17 protein-coding genes and 1 riboswitch are annotated in these 16591 nt (G+C 69.8%); of the genes, 4 read left to right on the top strand and 13 right to left on the bottom strand.

The annotated features are described in order from the left end of the window. The 4 genes from A9X04_RS32195 to A9X04_RS03935 all read right to left on the bottom strand — a co-directional run. On the bottom strand, nt 1-83 hold an 83-nt coding region (locus A9X04_RS32195), incomplete at its 3' end, for a hypothetical protein (RefSeq protein ID WP_369828917.1). Between the two features lie 68 nt (nt 84-151). Further along, a complete protein-coding gene (locus A9X04_RS03925; protein WP_067917932.1) occupies nt 152-583 on the bottom strand; it encodes an SRPBCC family protein in 432 nt (143 codons plus the stop codon). 214 nt (nt 584-797) lie between these two features. Beyond that, nucleotides 798-1601 carry an SDR family oxidoreductase gene (locus A9X04_RS03930; RefSeq protein ID WP_067917934.1) on the bottom strand — a complete coding sequence of 268 codons (804 nt, stop codon included), beginning with the start codon at nt 1599-1601 and terminating at the stop codon, nt 798-800. Nucleotides 1602-1605: 4 nt separating this feature from the next. Next, nucleotides 1606-2646: an SDR family NAD(P)-dependent oxidoreductase gene (locus tag A9X04_RS03935; protein ID WP_067917936.1), complete on the bottom strand. Its 1041-nt coding sequence runs from the start codon at nt 2644-2646 to the stop codon at nt 1606-1608. A 285-nt stretch (nt 2647-2931) separates the two neighbouring features. Here A9X04_RS03935 and A9X04_RS03940 point away from each other — a divergent pair, with 285 nt between their 5' ends. Beyond that, the gene (locus tag A9X04_RS03940; RefSeq protein WP_067917938.1) at nt 2932-3342 is read left to right on the top strand and encodes a group 1 truncated hemoglobin; all 411 of its coding nucleotides are present in this window, start codon (nt 2932-2934) and stop codon (nt 3340-3342) included. Nucleotides 3343-3466: 124 nt separating this feature from the next. Then, nucleotides 3467-4228 (top strand): class I SAM-dependent methyltransferase, encoded by a 762-nt coding sequence (locus A9X04_RS03945; RefSeq protein WP_067917957.1) that lies wholly within the window; start codon nt 3467-3469, stop codon nt 4226-4228. A 49-nt stretch (nt 4229-4277) separates the two neighbouring features. On the opposite strand, the gene A9X04_RS03950 is transcribed toward A9X04_RS03945, so the two are convergent. Both A9X04_RS03950 and lspA read right to left on the bottom strand, forming a co-directional pair. Beyond that, nucleotides 4278-5204: an RluA family pseudouridine synthase gene (locus A9X04_RS03950; protein WP_067917940.1), complete on the bottom strand. Its 927-nt coding sequence runs from the start codon at nt 5202-5204 to the stop codon at nt 4278-4280. After that, nucleotides 5201-5788, bottom strand: a complete 588-nt coding sequence (gene lspA / locus A9X04_RS03955; protein WP_082974789.1) for a signal peptidase II — start codon at nt 5786-5788, stop codon at nt 5201-5203. Before lspA ends, A9X04_RS03950 begins: the two co-directional genes overlap by 4 nt. A 70-nt stretch (nt 5789-5858) precedes the next feature. On the opposite strand from lspA, the gene A9X04_RS03960 reads away from it, so the two are divergent. Then, nucleotides 5859-6785, top strand: a complete 927-nt coding sequence (locus tag A9X04_RS03960) for an asparaginase (RefSeq protein WP_067917958.1) — start codon at nt 5859-5861, stop codon at nt 6783-6785. Here the strand turns inward: A9X04_RS03960 and A9X04_RS03965 are convergent. Then, complete coding sequence (locus tag A9X04_RS03965) at nt 6750-8147, bottom strand: DNA polymerase IV (protein WP_197509034.1); 1398 nt, start codon at nt 8145-8147, stop codon at nt 6750-6752. The two genes, A9X04_RS03960 and A9X04_RS03965, sit on opposite strands and share 36 nt — an antisense overlap. A 47-nt stretch (nt 8148-8194) precedes the next feature. Between A9X04_RS03965 and A9X04_RS03970 the strand changes: the two genes are divergently transcribed. Then, nucleotides 8195-8704, top strand: a complete 510-nt coding sequence (locus A9X04_RS03970; protein WP_067917947.1) for a hypothetical protein — start codon at nt 8195-8197, stop codon at nt 8702-8704. Nucleotides 8705-8753: 49 nt separating this feature from the next. On the opposite strand, the gene A9X04_RS03975 is transcribed toward A9X04_RS03970, so the two are convergent. From A9X04_RS03975 to A9X04_RS04000, 6 genes are all read right to left on the bottom strand, one after another. Further along, nucleotides 8754-9614, bottom strand: coding sequence for a DUF559 domain-containing protein (locus tag A9X04_RS03975; protein WP_067917949.1), 861 nt, complete (start codon nt 9612-9614; stop codon nt 8754-8756). 95 nt (nt 9615-9709) lie between these two features. Further along, on the bottom strand, nt 9710-12835 hold the full coding sequence (gene ileS / locus A9X04_RS03980; protein WP_067917960.1) for an isoleucine--tRNA ligase: 3126 nt from the start codon (nt 12833-12835) through the stop codon (nt 9710-9712). A 332-nt stretch (nt 12836-13167) separates the two neighbouring features. Next, nucleotides 13168-13419 (bottom strand): Rv1535 family protein, encoded by a 252-nt coding sequence (locus A9X04_RS03985; RefSeq protein ID WP_067917951.1) that lies wholly within the window; start codon nt 13417-13419, stop codon nt 13168-13170. Between the two features lie 297 nt (nt 13420-13716). Beyond that, a riboswitch (M-box (ykoK) riboswitch) is annotated at nt 13717-13886 on the bottom strand. A gap of 200 nt (nt 13887-14086) precedes the next feature. After that, nucleotides 14087-15211, bottom strand: coding sequence for a nitronate monooxygenase family protein (locus A9X04_RS03990; RefSeq protein ID WP_067917953.1), 1125 nt, complete (start codon nt 15209-15211; stop codon nt 14087-14089). 32 nt (nt 15212-15243) lie between these two features. Then, on the bottom strand, nt 15244-15825 hold the full coding sequence (locus A9X04_RS03995) for a carboxymuconolactone decarboxylase family protein (protein ID WP_067917955.1): 582 nt from the start codon (nt 15823-15825) through the stop codon (nt 15244-15246). A gap of 90 nt (nt 15826-15915) precedes the next feature. Further along, the coding region (locus tag A9X04_RS04000) for an SDR family oxidoreductase (RefSeq protein WP_197509032.1) at nt 15916-16591 on the bottom strand (676 nt) is incomplete at its 5' end.

Here is a 16591-nt window from a genome sequence, read left to right on the forward strand (position 1 = left end):
AGCATCGGCGTGATCTTCGCTGCCCCGTCCAGCATCGAGTACTCGGTGTGGTTATGCAGGTGCACGAAGGAGGAGTGGTTCATAGGGACGCCAGTCTATGACCGCGGACCGACACGAGTTCGGCGTGTCGCCGCGTGTGTCTCGCGCGGTTTTACCCGTACATCTCGACGAAGTTCTTCAGCGACTTCTGCACGTCGCCTTTGACGGCGCGCGCCGCCGCCGAACCGACCGGGCCGAACAGCGGACGCCCGCCCAGCTCGAGCCGCAGTCCGAGCGTCGACCCCTCGGCGGCGGCTCGCACGGTGAGCGTGACGGCGTACTTGGCGCCGCCCTTGCCCGAACCCGACAGCGCCACCTCGTGCGGCGGATCCCACGTGGTCACCGTCCAGGTCACCCGGTTACGGAACCCCTTCGCCCGGGCGACGCCCACCACCTGGACGCCCTCGCCGAGCTCGTCGGGCAGATCACTGCGCCAGCCCTCGTGCATCACCAGCCAGTCTCCCAGGTCCGACAAGTCGGAGACGTGGTCCCACATGTCCTGCGGGCTCATCGGTACGTCGGCGGTCAGGTCTACAGCGGCCATGCGCGGAGCCTAGCGCGGCCGCTTCGTCACACCCGCCCCGCGCCGTGCGCCCCCGCTCAGAGGGATGCGGCTCAGAGGGATGCGGCGTTGTGCCCGCCTCGTAGCGACAATCCGAGACCCCCTGCGCGGTAGCCGCCTTTGTCGCTACGAGGCGGGCACCTCGTCGATCGCCCCGGCGCAGTGACGGAAGTGACCGAGGGGACGCGACGCACGCTCAGCGGCTGGGTCCCCCGCGGAAGCGGCTACCGATCCGGATCCCCGGCAGCAGCAGACCCCGCGGCGCGAACCTGCCGCCGGTGCTGACGACCTTCGGCACCACACCGGGCACGACGGTGCGCCTGCCGGCCAGCATCCCGGCGATCGCCGCCTCGGCGACGTCGCGCGGCGAGACCTGCGCGATGGGAATGCTGAACCGCTCGGCGTTGGCGATCTCGGCCCACTCGGTCGGCACCGGCCCGGGACACAGGCACGTGACCGACACCCCGGTGCCGTGCAGCTCCTCGTGGACGGCCTCGGAGAACGTCTGCACGAACGCCTTGGTGGCCGAATAGACCGCCATGTACGGCACCGGCTGAAAGCCGGCGATCGAGGCGATGTTCATCACCGCACCGACACCGCGCTTGACCATGCCGGGCAGGGCCGCGTGGGTGAGTTCCATCAGCGCCAGCGCGTTGAGGGTGACCTCCTCGCTTTCGCGCTCGAGCGGCAGCTCGTGGAAGACGCCGCTGGTGCCGAAGCCCGCGCTGTTGCACAGGCCGGCGATCGGCTCGGCGCGCAGCCGGTCCGCCAGCTTCGCGCGGCCCTTCGAATCGCCCAGGTCCAGCGGCAGCACCTCGACCGCCACGGAGTACTCCTGGCCGACTTCGTTGGCCAGCTCGTCGAGGCGTTCGCGGCGCCGCGCGACCAGCAACAGCGGGAAGCCGCGGCGGGCCAGCCCGCGGGCCAGTTCGGCGCCGATGCCGGACGAGGCGCCGGTGATGACGACGGTGGTCTGGATGTCGGGCTTGGGAAGGCTCATGATGTCACCAATGTATCCCGCGGGTCGCCCGCACAAACGTCTCGCTGCGCTTGTCGAATTGCGTTGACTCGCTTGTTGATTCGTCACCCCGGGCGGCGTCGGAGTCGCCGAACATGGCGAACGCGCGGTTGCGCACCCGGTCCATCACCGCCGGGTTCACGGCGTCGGCGACGGCGGCGAACTGGCCGAACGGCGAGCTGGCGCGCCGGGGCCGGTGCACGATGGCGTCCGCGATCACCCCGGCGGCCTGATCGGGCGTCAGCGCCGGGAACTTGTCGTAGAGCGTGGTCGGGCTGATCATCGGCGTGCGCACCAGGGCCATGTGCACGGTGGTGAACTTGACGCCGTCGTTGACGGTTTCGGCCTGCAGGGAATCGCACAGGCTGTCCAGTGCGGCCTTGCTGGCGATGTAGGCGCCGAAGCGCGGCGCGCGGGTCTGCACACCCACCGAGGAGACGTTGATGATGTGGCCGAAGCCGCGTTCCCGCATCCCGGGGATGAATTTGAGGATGAGCTGGACCGCGCCCAGGTAGTTCAGCTGCATGGTGCGCTGGTAGTCGTGGATCCGGTCGTAGGACAGCGCCAGCGAGCGCCGGATGGACCGGCCCGCGTTGTTGATCAGGATGTCGACGCCGCCGAGGTCGCTGAGCACCTGGTCGGCCATCGCGGCGATGGCGTCCATGTCGGACAGGTCGCACGGGTAGACGTGTGCGGTGCCACCGTTGCCTTCGATTTCTGAGGCGACCTTTTCCAGGTTTTCCCGGGTCCGCGCGACCAGCACGACCGTGCCGCCCGCTTCGGCGATCTTCTTTGCGGCGGCCTCGCCGATGCCCGACGATCCCCCGGTGATCAGGACGGTCTTGCCCCCGACCGCCTCGTCGAGCGTGCGGCCCTGGACGGCGTCGAGCAGATTCCTCAGGTAGAAGGGCCGGTAGCGCCCCGCGGAGTTGGGCGTGTTGACGAGGTGGGATACCGCCGCGATCGGCTTCTCCACCAAGTTCGCGAGCGGCTTTTCGACCAAGCTCGTCAAGTCACCAAGGTTCATCGGCTTTCGCTCCTGATGGTGTCGGCCCCCCGACCGCAATTGGCCTGCCCGTTGACCACGATCGCCTGGCGGGGCGGTGTGCATGATGTGACGTGAGTCATTGAGCCAACCTATGGCATAGGTTCGCCGGCTCGATGCAGATTTCGGGCATGTAACAGCGGGCGCACGTCTCACGGCCGGCCGTGCGCAACCGTCAAAAGGCGGCAATCCGCTTGTTACGCAAGGATATCCGCGTGTGATCGCGAACTAACTGGCGAGCAATGCCGAGATGTTCCAATCGCACTTATGAAAATTCTGGCACGCTTCCGCAAACCCGAGCCGGTCGCGATCTATGACCGGATCGGTGGGCACGAGGCGATCGAAGTCGTGGTCGAGGACTTCTACGTTCGCGTGCTTGCCGACGACCAACTCGCGGGCTTCTTCACCGGAACCAACATGAACCGTCTCAAAGGCAAGCAGGTGGAGTTCTTCGCGGCCGCCCTCGGCGGCCCCGAGCCCTACACCGGCGCGCCGATGAAGCACGTGCACCAGGGTCGCGGCATCACGATGCACCACTTCAACCTGGTGGCCAGGCACCTGTCCGACGCGCTCGCGGCAGCCGGGGTCCCCTCCGAGACGGTCACGGAGATCATCGGTGCGATCGCGCCGCTGGCTCCCGAGATCGCCACCGGCGAGGCCAACAAGGCGACCGTCTGACCGCTCCGCCGAGATTGCCGTGACGGCTGCGATCGCGGGCGCCACCACGACCGTGGCGGCAATCTCGCGGGACGCGCCCGAGGGCTGCCGCCACCAGCTCTGAACCGTGCCTAGCATGCTCGGCATGGCCCGCACATTCGACGACCTCGTCGCGGAGGCCGACGCGGCCCCCGTCGACGGTTGGGATTTCTCCTGGCTGGACGGGCGCGCCACCGAGGAGCGCCCGTCGTGGGGTTACCAGCGGCAGATGAGCCGGCGGCTGGCGAGCGCGTCGGCCGCCTGCGACCTCGACACCGGCGGCGGCGAAGTGCTCGCGGGCGCCGAACGGTTTCCGCCGGCGATGGCCGCGACGGAGTCGTGGCCACCCAACGCGGCGCTGGCCACCCAGCGGCTGCATCCCCGGGGCGTGGTGGTCGTGGTGACCGGGGACGAGCCGCGGCTGCCGTTCGCCGACGCGGCCTTCGACCTGGTGACCAGCCGCCACCCCATCGCGGTGCGGTGGGCCGAGATCGCCCGGGTGCTGCGGCCGGGCGGCACCTATTTCGCCCAGCAGATCGGGCCCGCGACGATGGCCGAGCTCGTCGAATACTTCATCGGCCCACAGCCGGAGAAGTGGGCGGAGTTGCACCCCGACGTCCAGGGCGCCGAGGCCCGGGCCGCCGGGATGGACGTGGTCGACATGCGCATGGAGCGCATGCGCGCCGAGTTCTTCGACGTCGGCGCCGTGATCTACTTCCTGCGCAAGGTGATCTGGACGGTCCCGGACTTCACGGTCGACGCCTACCGGGACCGGCTGCGTGAACTGCACGAGCGGATCGAGGCCGACGGGCCGTTCGTCGCGCACTCGGTGCGGCTGCTCGTGGAGGCGCGCAAGCCGGCTGAGTGATCGCAAGCGCGGCGAAGCCGGGCGCAGCGGGTCGCGACCATCAGACTGATCAGCCCTCGGCGCGCAGCACGTCCAGCGCGTGCTGCAGATCGGCCGGGTAGGGGCTGACGATCTCCATCCGCCTGCCGTCCGCAGGATGGGCGAACGACAGCGAGCGGGCATGCAGCCATTGCCGTTCCAGCCCAAGCCTTTTCGCGAGTTTCGGGTCCGCCCCGTAGACCAGGTCGCCGCAGCACGGATGGTGCAGCGCGGAGAAGTGCACCCGGATCTGGTGCGTGCGACCGGTTTCCAGGTGCACGTCGAGCAGGCTGGCGGCCTGGAAGGCTTCGATGGTGTCGTAGTGGGTGAGGCTGTGCCGGCCCTCCTTCGTGACGGCGAACTTCCACTCGCCGCCGCGGTGGCGTCCGATCGGAGCGTCGATCGTCCCGCTCGAGGGGTCCGGATGCCCCTGCACCAGCGCGTGGTAGCGCTTATCGACCGTGCGCTGTTTGAACGCCCGCTTCAGCGCGGTGTAGGCGCGCTCGGAGAGCGCCACCACCATCACGCCGGAGGTGCCCACGTCGAGGCGGTGCACGATGCCCTGCCGCTCGGGAACCCCGGACGTGGTGATCCGGTAGCCGGCGGCGGCCAGACCGCCGAGCACGGTCGGCCCCGTCCAGCCCACCGACGCGTGCGCGGCCACCGCGGCCGGCTTGTCCACCGCGACGATGTCGTCGTCGGAGTACAGGATCGTCATGCCCTCGATGTCGACGGGCGTGTTCTCCACCGGCGGCGGGGCTTCGGGCAGCCGCACCTGCAGCCACGCGCCCCCGGTCAGCCGGTCGGACTTGCCGGCGCGCACGCCGTCGAGCTCGACGCCGCCGTCTTCGGCCAGGGCCGCCGCGGCGCTGCGGGACAGTCCGAGCAGCCGGGCCAGGCCCGCATCCACGCGCATGCCCGCCAGCCCCTCCGGGACCGGCATGGAACGGTCGGTCATCGGCTACGGTCGGCCTTGCTCCGGCGGCCCACGGTGTCGAAGTCGTAGCCGAAGACCGACAGCACCACCAAGAGGATGGCGCCGCCGACCACCGACGGGTCGGCGACGTTGAACACCGGCCACCAGCCCACCGACAGGAAGTCCACGACATGGCCGCGCAGCGGTCCGGGCGCCCGGAAGAAGCGGTCGACCAGGTTGCCCGTGGCGCCGCCCAGAATCATGCCCAGCCCGACCGCCCACCACGGCGACACCAGCCGGCGGCCCATCCAGAAGATGCCGACCACCACACCGGTCGCGATCAGCGTCAGCACCCAGGTGTATCCGGTCGCCATGGAGAACGCGGCGCCGGAGTTGCGCACCAGCGTCCAGGTCACCGTGTCGCCGATGATGGGCACCGGCTGACCGGGCGGCAGCAGTTTGACGGCGAGCACCTTGGTGACGACGTCCAGGGCCAAGACGATCGCGGCGACCGACAGCAGCAGGCGCAGCCGCCTCGGCGGCCGCTGCGGGTCGGTGACGGGCGCGTCCTTGGCCTCGTTGGTTGAGGTCACGGGCTCAGTGGATCCTGTGGGTTCCTCGGGCACTCTCACATCATCCCCCAATGCGTACTCGGGCCGGCCGAGGTTCGCGGTTGGCGTGCGCGATGATCTCACCATGGGCCGGCTCACCGTCATCGCCACCGGAGGCACGATATCGACCGGCACGGGCGCGGACGGCGTGCACCGGCCCTCCTATGGCGCGGCCGATCTGGCTGCCGGCCTCGATGTCGACGTCGTCGACGTGCTGGCCGTGGACAGCTCGCAGCTGATGCCCGCCGACTGGGACCGGATCCGCGGAGCGGTGCGCGCGGCGATCGACGGCGGCGCCGACGGCGTGGTGATCACGCACGGGACCGACACCATGGAGGAGACCGCGCTGTGGCTCGAGCTCACCCATGACGGCGACGTTCCCGTGGTGCTCACCGGGGCCATGCGCAGCGCCGACGCGCCCGGCGCCGACGGCCCGGCCAACCTGCGGGCCGCCCTTGCGGTGGCGGGCAGCCCCGCCGCCCGTGGCCTGGGTGTGCTGGTGTGTTTCGCCGGCCGGGTGTTGCAGCCGCTGGGGATGAGCAAGGTGGCCACCGACGACCTGACCGGCTTCGCGGGTGAGCTGATCGGCACGGTGAACGGCGGTGTCACGCTGGCCGGCACCAAGACGCGGCCCCGGCTGGGCGACCTCACCGCGGCGGACGCGCCGCGGGTGGACATCGTCGCCGCGTACCTGGGCAGCGACGGGGTGGCCCTGGACGCGTGCGTGGCCGCCGGGGCCCGTGGCGTGGTGCTCGAGGCGCTGGGTTCGGGCAACGCCGGCGACGCGGTGGTCGACGCGGTGCGTCGCCAGTGCCGCGCCGGGGTCGCGGTCGCGGTGTCCACCCGCGTCCCGGGCGGCCGGGTCGGTGCCAGCTACGGGCCCGGGCACGAGATGGCGGCCGCGGGCGCGGTGATGGTGCCCGGCTTGCGGCCACCGCAGGCCCGGGTGCTGATGATGGCCGCGCTGGCCGCGAAGCTACCGGTCGGCGACGTCATCGCCCGGTGGGGCTGACGGTTCGTTCGCTTCCAGGGCCTGCAGGACGCCCCGGTATTCCGGCCAGTCCAGCGAATCGACCGGGTTAGCCTTGGTCAGCTCGGCGGTGTCGGCGGGGAACGTCCTGGCCGGGCCCGGGCCCGAGCTGCGGGTCTCGAACCGCGCGGTGACGACGCCGTGGCCGGCGCCCTGCACCCAGCCGTGCCCGAGTTCGGGGTGCAAGACGTCGTCGACCACCCGCCACCCCGCTTCCGCCTCCGGCCCCGGCGCGAACATGGCCTCGGCCGCGGTCTCGACGTGCTGCCCGTCGCCCGTCTCCCCCATCAGGTCCAGGTCGGGAAACAGCGACTCCTGGCGCACGTCGCTCAGCCCTGAAAAGCCCACGCCCAGTAGGCGGATCGGCCCGATCTCGCGCGGGTCGAGCAGCAGCCGCCGGGCGACCGCGACCAGCGCGCCGGGCTCGGTCGTCGCGTAGGGCAGCGTGGCCGAGCGGGTCAGCGTGCTCATGTCGGATTTCTTCAGCTTCACGGTGACGGTGCGCGCGCCCCGGCCGTCGCGCAGCAGGCGTTGGTGCGCGTGCTCGGCGATCGGGTCGATCGCCTCCCGCAGCTGCTCCAGGCTGGTCAGGTCGACGGCGAAGGTGGACTCGGAGCTGATCTGCTTGGCTTCGGCGCGCTCGGCGACGGGGCGGTCGTCGACGCCCTGGGCCAGGCGGTGCAGCGCCGGCCCGATCGTCGCACCCAGGATGTTGGCGGCCTCGGCGTCGGTCAGGGCGGCCAGGTTGCCGATCGTCTCGATGCCCAGCCGATTGAGCTTCTCCTCGGCGACCGGCCCGATGCCCCACAACCGCCGCACCGGCAGCCCGCCCAGCAGCGACCGCTCCTCGGCGCGCCGGACCACCCGAACGCCGTCGGGCTTCGCCAGGCCCGACGCGATCTTGGCGATCTGCTTGCCCGAGCCGGCGCCGACCGAGGCGATCAGGCCGGTCTCGTCGCGAACCCGTCGCCGCAGGTCCTCGCAGAACGCCTCGACCTCCTCGGCCGACGCGCCCGCGAGGTGGGGCGGCTCACCGAAGCCCTCGTCGAAGGACAGCTGTTCGACGACGGGCACCAGGCTGCGCACGGCGTCGAAGACCCGTCGGCTGGCCACCCCGTACACCACGCCGCGCGGCGGCAACACCACCGCGGTCACCCCGATCAGTCGGCGGGCCTGATGCATCGGCATGGCCGAGCGGGCGCCGTACACGCGGGCCTCGTAGCTGGCGCCGGCCACCACACCACGCCCGCCCAGGCCGCCGACCAGCACCGGCCGCCCGCGCAGGGTCGGCCGGGTGAGTTGTTCCACCGAGGCGAAGAACGCATCCATGTCCAGGTGCAGCACCCAACGGGACTCCACGCATCGATGCTATGGGTCTAGCGTCGTTGGGTATGGAGGCTGACGGCACAGACGCACCGAAGTCTCGATGGGAGCGGGTGCGCCATCAGTGGAACCAGCGGCTGCAGCCCGGTGAACAGGCCACGGTGCTGGCCTGGACGTCGTTCACCCTCACCTTCGCCGGGCTGCGGGCGCTCACACATTGGATCCGCGCGGGCCATGGCCCCTCGGGGGGCGGTATGTCGTTGGGCGGGAAGCACTTTCACCACTACAACATCGGCATCGGGATGCTGGCGACGGTGGGCGGCGTGGGGCTGCGCGGAACCGACAGGCAACGACGGCACCCGGCGGCGGCCATCGCCTACGGCGCCGCGAACGCCATGATCGTCGACGAGCTCGCGCTGCTGTTGGACCTCAAGGACGTCTACTGGGCACGTGACGGCCGCGAGAGCGTCGACGTCGCGGTCGGACTCATCGCCACCGGCGCGACGGTGGTGGCGGGCATGCCGTTCTGGCCCCACGCCCACCGCGCGCTGCGCTCGCATTCCTCCGCGAGACTGTAACCAGCGACGAGTCTTCTCGAGAAACACGTCGCTGGTTACAGTCTCGCGGTCAGCACGGGCAGCCCCTCGCCGCCAGGGCACTTCGCGCCCGCTCTACGACGACATCCGGTCGGTGTCGTAGCAGGTCGGCACCGACCCGGATCAAGCGCCATCCGCGTCGCTCCAGTTCTGCGGTGCGCTCGATGTCGTTGGCCCGGATTCGCGGGTCCGTCCAGTGCTGCGGCCCGTCGTATTCCACCCCGACGAGCCACGCCTCCCAGCCCATGTCGATCCTGGCCAGCACGGCGCCCCACACGTTGCGCACGACGATCTGAGTCTGCGGCCTGGGCAGATCCCCATGAATCAGCGCCAGCCGGGTCCTGGTCTCCTGCGGAGATTCGGCGCCGGCGTCGACGAGGGGCACCACCCTACGCAACTGCTTCATGCCGCGTGCGCCGCGGTGCTTGTCCATCAGCGGCCACACGTCTTCGGCGGCGAGGCCCGTCGCTCGTGCCAGGGCGTCCATGCGGATCACGGCGACTGTCGACCCCGGTCGCCGTCCCAGGTCGAAGGCAGTGCGGGCCGCCGATGTGACGGGTATGCCGTCGACCATCGTCACCTCGCCTGTCGCAAGTGTCTCGTTGCGGGTGACGATCAACGACGGCGGACGCGTGCGATCGCAGACCAGTTCGGCCGGGGAGTGCGGATCGACCCACTGGGCGCCGTGCAGGGCCGCGGCCGAGGTGCCCGCCACGACCGCCTGCTTACCGGACCACAACCACGCGGCGATCGCGCGGTCCCGCGCGGTCAATTCGCCACCGCGCCGCTGGTACACATTGCGGTAGATCCGGGTGCACGAACGCCGGAGTTCACGTTGCGTCCACGCTCCCGCTCGAATGGCGTCGGTACCGACGAATGGCTCTGTGCTCACGACGGCAGGGTGCCACGCCACGCCGACATGCCCGCGAGACTGCAACTAACGACGACTCGTCTCGGGAAATGCGTCGCGGAATACAGTTTCGCGACTCAGACCTTGGCGATGCTGACCCGCACGCCGTCGCCGATGTCGACGCCGTCAGACGGCGCGCCGAATTCGAAACTGGTGGCCAGGATCTCACCGGCGATCAGGTCGCGATGCGTGCGCGCCCAGTCGGCCCGCTCGGCCGGCACCGACATCACGACAGAGATCCGGTCGGACACGTCGAGACCCGTGGATTTGCGGAGCTCCTGCAGCTCACGGATGCGGTCCTTGGCCCAGCCCTCGGCCTCCAGCTCCGGGGTGACCGTGCCGTCGAGCACCACCAGCCCGGCTCCGTCGGGCAGCGCCGCGGTGAACTCCGGGTCGGCGGCGACCAGCCGCGAGCTGTACTCCTCGGGTTGCAGCAGCGCGGGTCCCGCGGTCAGGGTGCCGTCGGGGTTGACGACGCCCTGCCCCGCCTTGACCGCCTTGATGGCGGCCTGCACGTCCTTGCCCAGCCGCGGGCCGGCGACGCGGGCGTTGACGGTGAGCTCGAACCGCCCGTAGGTGTCGATGGCGTCGGTCAGCTCGACGCTCTTGACGTTGAGCTCGTCGGCGATCAGTTCCGCGAACGGCTCCAGCCGCTGCGGGTTCTCCACCGCCACGGTCAATTTCGGCAGCGGCAGCCGCACCCGCAACTTCTTGGCCTTGCGCAGCGACGACGCCGCCGAGCACACCTCGCGGACCTGGTCCATCGCGGCGACCAGATCGGGGTCGGCCGGCAGCGCTTCGGCGTCGGGCCAGTCCGTGAGATGAACCGACCGCCCCCCGGTCAGGCCGCGCCAGATGATCTCGGTGACCGACGGCAGCAGCGGCGCGGCCAGCCGCGAGGTGACCTCGAGCACGGTGTGCAGGGTGTCGATGGCGTCGGGGTCCTCTTCCCAGAACCGCGAACGCGACCGGCGCACATACCAATTCGTCAGCGCCTCGGTGAACTGCCGCAAGTGCTCGCACGCCCTCGAGATGTCGCAGGTGTCCATTTCACGGGTGAGGTCGTCGCGCAGGTCGGCCAGCTTGGCCAGGATGTAGCGGTCCAGCACCTGACGCGAATCAATGCGCCAGGAACCGACTTTCGGCGCGTAGAGCGCCAGGAAGCTGTAGGCGTTCCACAGCGGCAGCAGGACCTGACGCACGCCGTCGCGGATGCCCTGCTCGGTGACGATCAGGTTGCCGCCGCGCAGAATCGGCGAGGCCATTAGGAACCACCGCATGGCGTCGGAGCCGTCCCGGTCGAACACCTCGGAGACGTCGGGGTAGTTGCGCAGCGACTTGCTCATCTTTTGCCCGTCGGAGCCCAGCACGATCCCGTGCGCGACACAGGTTTTGAAGGCGGGCCGGTCGAACAGCGCGGTGGCCAGCACGTGCAGCGTGTAGAACCAGCCGCGGGTCTGGCCGATGTACTCCACGATGAAGTCGCCCGGGTAATGGGTGTCGAACCACTCGCGGTTCTCGAACGGGTAGTGCACCTGGGCGTACGGCATCGAGCCCGAGTCGAACCACACGTCGAGCACGTCCGGGATGCGCCGCATGGTGCTGCGGCCGGTCGGGTCGTCCGGGTTCGGGCGGGTCAGCTCGTCGATGTAGGGCCGGTGCAGGTTGGTCGGCCGCACCCCGAAGTCGCGTTCCAGCTCGTCAAGGCTGCCGTAGACGTCGATGCGCGGGTAGGCCGGGTCGTCGGACTTCCACACCGGAATGGGGCTGCCCCAGTAGCGGTTTCGCGAGATCGACCAGTCCCGGGCGCCCTGCAGCCACTTGCCGAACTGGCCGTCCTTGACGTGCTCGGGATACCAGGTGATCTGCTGGTTGAGTTCCACCATGCGGTCGCGGAACGCGGTGACGGTGACGAACCAGGACGACACCGCCCGGTAGATCAGCGGATTGCGGCACCGCCAGCAGTGCGGGTAGGGGTGCTCGTAGGTCTCGTGGCGCACCAACACCGCGCCGTTGGCCGCCGCCGGGCCGCTGCCGTTCTTCAGGTCGCGGATGATGTGCGGGCTGGCGTCGAAGACGTGCTGCCCGCGGTAATCCGGGACGCTGGCGTCGAACCGGCCCTTGGAGTCGACCGGGGTGACCGGCACGATGCCCACCTTGTCGGTGGTCGCCATGTCGTCCTCGCCGTAGGCCGGCGCCATGTGCACGATGCCGGTGCCGTCCTCGGTGGTGACGAACTCCCCGGGCAGCACCTGAAAAGCCTTGGGGCTGTCCATGAAATACGGGAACGGCGGCAGGTAGCGGGTACCGAGCAGGTCGGCACCGCTGTAGCTGCCCAGTATCTCGGGTTCTTCGCCCAACTCGCGGGCGTAGGCGGCCAGCCGCGGCTGGGCCAGCACGAACCGCCGGTCCCCCACCCGTACCTGCACATAAACCACCTCGGGGTTGACCGCGACCGCCAGGTTCGACGGCAGGGTCCACGGCGTCGTCGTCCACACCAGCAGGTGCGCGCCGTCCAGCGCGCCGCCCACGACCTTGAATCCGACGGTCAGCGCGGGGTCCTGGCGGCTCTGGTAGACGTCGTCGTCCATGCGCAATTCGTGGTTGGACAGCGGGGTTTCGTCGCGCCAGCAGTACGGCAGGACGCGGTAGCCCTCGTAGGCCAGGCCCTTGTCCCAGAGTTGCTTGAACGCCCAGATCACCGACTCCATGTAGGACAGGTCGAGCGTCTTGTAGTCGCTGTCGAAATCGACCCAGCGGGCCTGACGGGTGACATAGGCCCGCCACTCGTCGGTGTAGCGCAGCACCGATTCCCGGCACGCGTCGTTGAACGCGGCGATCCCCATGTCGTCGATCTGCGATTTGTCGTTGATGCCCAGCTGGCGCTCGACCTCGAGTTCGGCGGGCAATCCGTGGGTGTCCCAGCCGAAACGGCGCTCCACCTTGTAGCCGCGCATGGTGCGGTACCGCGGGACGATGTCCTTGACGTAGCCGGTGAGCAGGTGCCCATAGTGCGGCAGCCCGTTGGCGAAGGGCGGCCCGTCGTAGAAAACGTATTCCGGGGCGTCGTCGCGGCGGGCGATGCTGGCCCGGAAGGTGTCGTCGCCGGCCCAGTAGTCCAGTACCTCGAGTTCGAGGGCCGGGAAGTCGGGTGCGCCGCCGGCCGGCTTCGGATAGGCCGTGGCTTCAGCGTTATCGGTCACGTGGTGCGTCGTCTCCTGTGCCTCAGTGCCGTTGGGCACTGGTAGCGCCTGTTGGGGACGACGACGCGCTGCCTGCGCGAGCGCCGCGGTACCACCCCGCTTGCCACGCTGTCGCGTGGCCGCTCGTTGAAGGCTGTGACGGGCCCACCCGTTCGGTTCTACTGAGCCGGCTCGCGAAGCCGGCGGTTCTTCCGAAGGCTCCCCGGTGATGCCGGATCGACGCCAGTGGCTCGATTCTACTCAGGCGAAGCACCCCAAGGGGCTACCTGGCCTCAGGAAACACCTGCGGCCGGGTAGCCCCTTGGAGCCTTGGTTGGTCGCTGCCCATCGGATCAGGCCTGAATTTCGAGCACTCCGACGCGCCACAGCGCCGCGTAGACGTGGCGCAGCGGGACGCTGAGCAGCCGGGTGGCGCCCTCCACCAGCGGGTCGCCGGCGAGCAGGGGCTGCTTGTTGACCTGGCGGGCGGCCTTCTTGGGCGCCGGGGCCGCAACGGCGGCCCGCGTCGCGTCGACGTCGCGCACCACCCTCAGCGTGCGGGCGGGCGCTACGGTCACCACTTCGTCGTGCAGGGCTACGGTCATGGTCGCCTCCTAGGCGGGGTTCGGCAAAACGGGGACTAATTGGACTGACGTGTCCCGTCCCGTCGCGGTTCCGATCCTTGAGAACGCTTGACCGACAAGCCACTTGGCGTTGCGACGACTCAGCCGAGAACGTCGTGCCGGAGATCGGACAGGGACGAGACGGAGTTCGGACTTCGACCCGGACTGTCGCTGGAACTCATGTGTCCCTCACCTCCTCGCGGTCACGACGCGCGCGGTGATCCGCACGCGATTTTTGCGCGCAGCACGAGGAGCAGAAAACCCGGCATGGCCGGAAGATCCGCACCCCTCTCGTCAGAGCTTCGGCACCACACGACGTGTCCGGTGTCCCGGAAGCCACCTGGGCTCAACCCTTAAGCCGGGAGGAGCTGTCCTGACCCGGGGCGTCTTTCGACGTTCGGGGTCAGTGGCCTGTATTCGTGTAGACGCCTCACCTAACGAGGTGCTTACCCGACCGATAATGCACGACGGGTCCGACAGGGTCAAACTCCTCCGCGCAGCGTTTCCCAATCTTTACGGGTTTCCGGGGCGGGCACACAGGATTCAGTCAGGTTGGCGCCATGAGCTGGGCGGATAGCCACCCCCGTTGGGCGCCGAATGTTCACCTCGCGTTTGCCGGGCCGCCGCGCAGGCGGCTCAAACACGCTGATCAGCCCTCAACGAGGCCGTCGAGCCGCCCGACGGTGTCGATGAACTCCTCGACCATGTCGAGCACCACCGTTCGCGCAGGGCGAACCCGGTCGAGCGAGCCCACCACCTGGCCGACGAAGTAGGTGGCCAGCTCGCGCGCCTTGGCGCCGGGGTGCGCGGCCGCGGAGTTGATGCGCACCTGCGGCTCGGTGACCAGTGCGGTCTGCAGCGGCATGCCGAGCGGGTCGGGCTTGTCGGGCCGGTCCCACTCGTCGGTCCAGGCCGTGCGCAGCATCCGCGCCGGCTTGCCCGTCATCGAGCGCGAGCGCACCGTGTCCGAGGAGGTGGCGGCCAGGAACTTGTCCTTGACCACCGGCGGCGTCTCGGCTTCTTCGGTGGTCAGCCACACCGACCCGCACCACACGCCTTCGGCGCCCAGGGCCAGGGCCGCCGCGATCTGGCGGCCGCGGGCGATCCCGCCCGCGGCCAGTACGGGGACGGGCGCCACGGCGTCGACGACCTCGGGGACCAGGACCATGGTGGCGACCTCGCCGGTGTGTCCCCCGGCCTCGGTGCCCTGGGCAACGATCAGGTCGACGCCGGCGGCGGCGTGCCGTTGCGCGTGGCGGGTGGTGCCGGCCAACGCGGCCACCAGCACGCCGCGGTCGTGGGCGCGTTCGACGAGGTCGGCCGGCGGCGGCCCGAGCGCGCTGGCGATCAGCCGGATGTCGTGATCGAACGCCACGTCCAATAGCGGCTCGTAGCCCTTGGGCGAGATGTTGAGGCCGCCGGCGGAGGCCCGCAACTCCTGGGCCGGTGCGGTGATGCCGTAGCGGGCCAGGATGTCGTCGACGAACGCGCGGTGCTCCTCGGGCAGCCGCGCCCGCGCCTGCTTGGCGTCGATGCCGCCCTCGTCCGAACCGACGTACTTGGGCGGCAGCAGCAGGTCGACCCCGAACGGTTTGCCGCCCGTCTGCTCCTCGATCCAGGTCAGCTCGTTCTGCAACCGCTGGGGGCTGTGCGCCACCGCGCCGAGGATGCCGAAGCCGCCCGCATTGGTCACCGCAGCCACCACGTCGCGGCAGTGGCTGAACGCGCAGATGGGAAACTCGACGCCGAGCATTTCGGCGACTCTGGTACGCATTGCCCGACGCTAAAGAGGTTTCGATCGATATGTCAATCGACGACGGCCGGCGCGGGCGACCGGCCATCCGGCGGCCAGCTGGACACGCCCTCTTCGAGCGGGACCCGGAGGCTGTGCAGCAGCGACGCGACCATCCGCCACGCACCGATCGCGGCGACGAGTTCAATGAGAACCGTTGTGTCGCCGCCCAATTCACGCTCACAGGCGGCCCAGCTCACGTCGCTCACCGCGCCGTCGCGCACCACGTCGTCGGTGGCGGCCAGCACGGCCCGCTCGACCGCGCCGAATCCGTCGTACGCCTGCCAGTCACGCACGCCGAGCAGATCGTCGGGCGCGACGCCGAGCCGTGACGCGACCCGCCAGTGCTGTGTCCACTCGTAGTCGCATGCCGTGAGCCAGCCGATCCGCATGATCACCAACTCGCGCAGCCGGGGGTCGAGCGCGCCGTGCCAGAGCATGGTGGCGAGCAGATCGTTGATCGCGCGCGCCAGCGGCGGGTGGTTGAGCAGCACCTGGAAGATGCTCAGTTCGGCCATGTAATTGGGCACCGCCGCCTCGTCGGCGGCGGCCGTGGCCTCGTCGAGCGGCAGCTTGGGCACGCGGGCTGTTGTCATCACCGGCCATGGTAGTCAGGCGTTGCCCCGACGTGGCCCGAATGCCGGGCATTCGCTCGGCCCGCGCGGAAGCCCTTGCCGCTCAGACGTTTACAGAAGTCCGAGCAGCTGCAGGTCGGTGACGTACTTGACGATCACGGGCGCCGACACACGCGGGATGTCCGGATCGTCGCTGTCGGGGCCGATCTTGGCTTCGCGCACCGCGGCGCGGAACCGGTCGGTCGGGGCGAGCGACCCGCGGCCCGGCTCGCCAGGCTCGACCTGCTGCGTTCCGGGCGACGGCAACAGCGGGAGCACCGAGTGTTGGCGCTGGCGCTCCGGCAGTTCGCGCAGGGCGGCCTCGAACCGCTGCAGCCACTCGCCGAAGTCGTCGATCCGCTCGATCGGATAGCCGGCCTCGACCAGCCAGTCGACGTACTCATCGATGCCGATCCCGTCGTCGTGCGGGTTCATCACGTGATAGGTCTCGAACCCCTGCATCACCTGCGCGCCCAAGGCGGTGATGGCCTCGGCGACGAACTCCACCGGCAGCGCATCGAAGTGCGCCCGCTGCCGGTTGCCCTCGACGTCCAGTCGATAGAACGACCGCGGCGCGACACCGGTCGCCGCGATGCTCAACACCATCCGGGTGAACATGTCCGACAGGTTGAGCTGTCCCGCGTAGGTGACATCGGCCAGAAGCAGGTCGCAGCGGAACACCGAGACCGGCAGCCCGCACAGGTCGTGGGCCTCGCGCAGCAACACCTCGCCGGCCCACTTGCTGTTG

This window comes from Mycobacterium sp. E3247, from assembly GCF_001667785.1.
Classification (GTDB): Bacteria; Actinomycetota; Actinomycetes; order Mycobacteriales; family Mycobacteriaceae; genus Mycobacterium.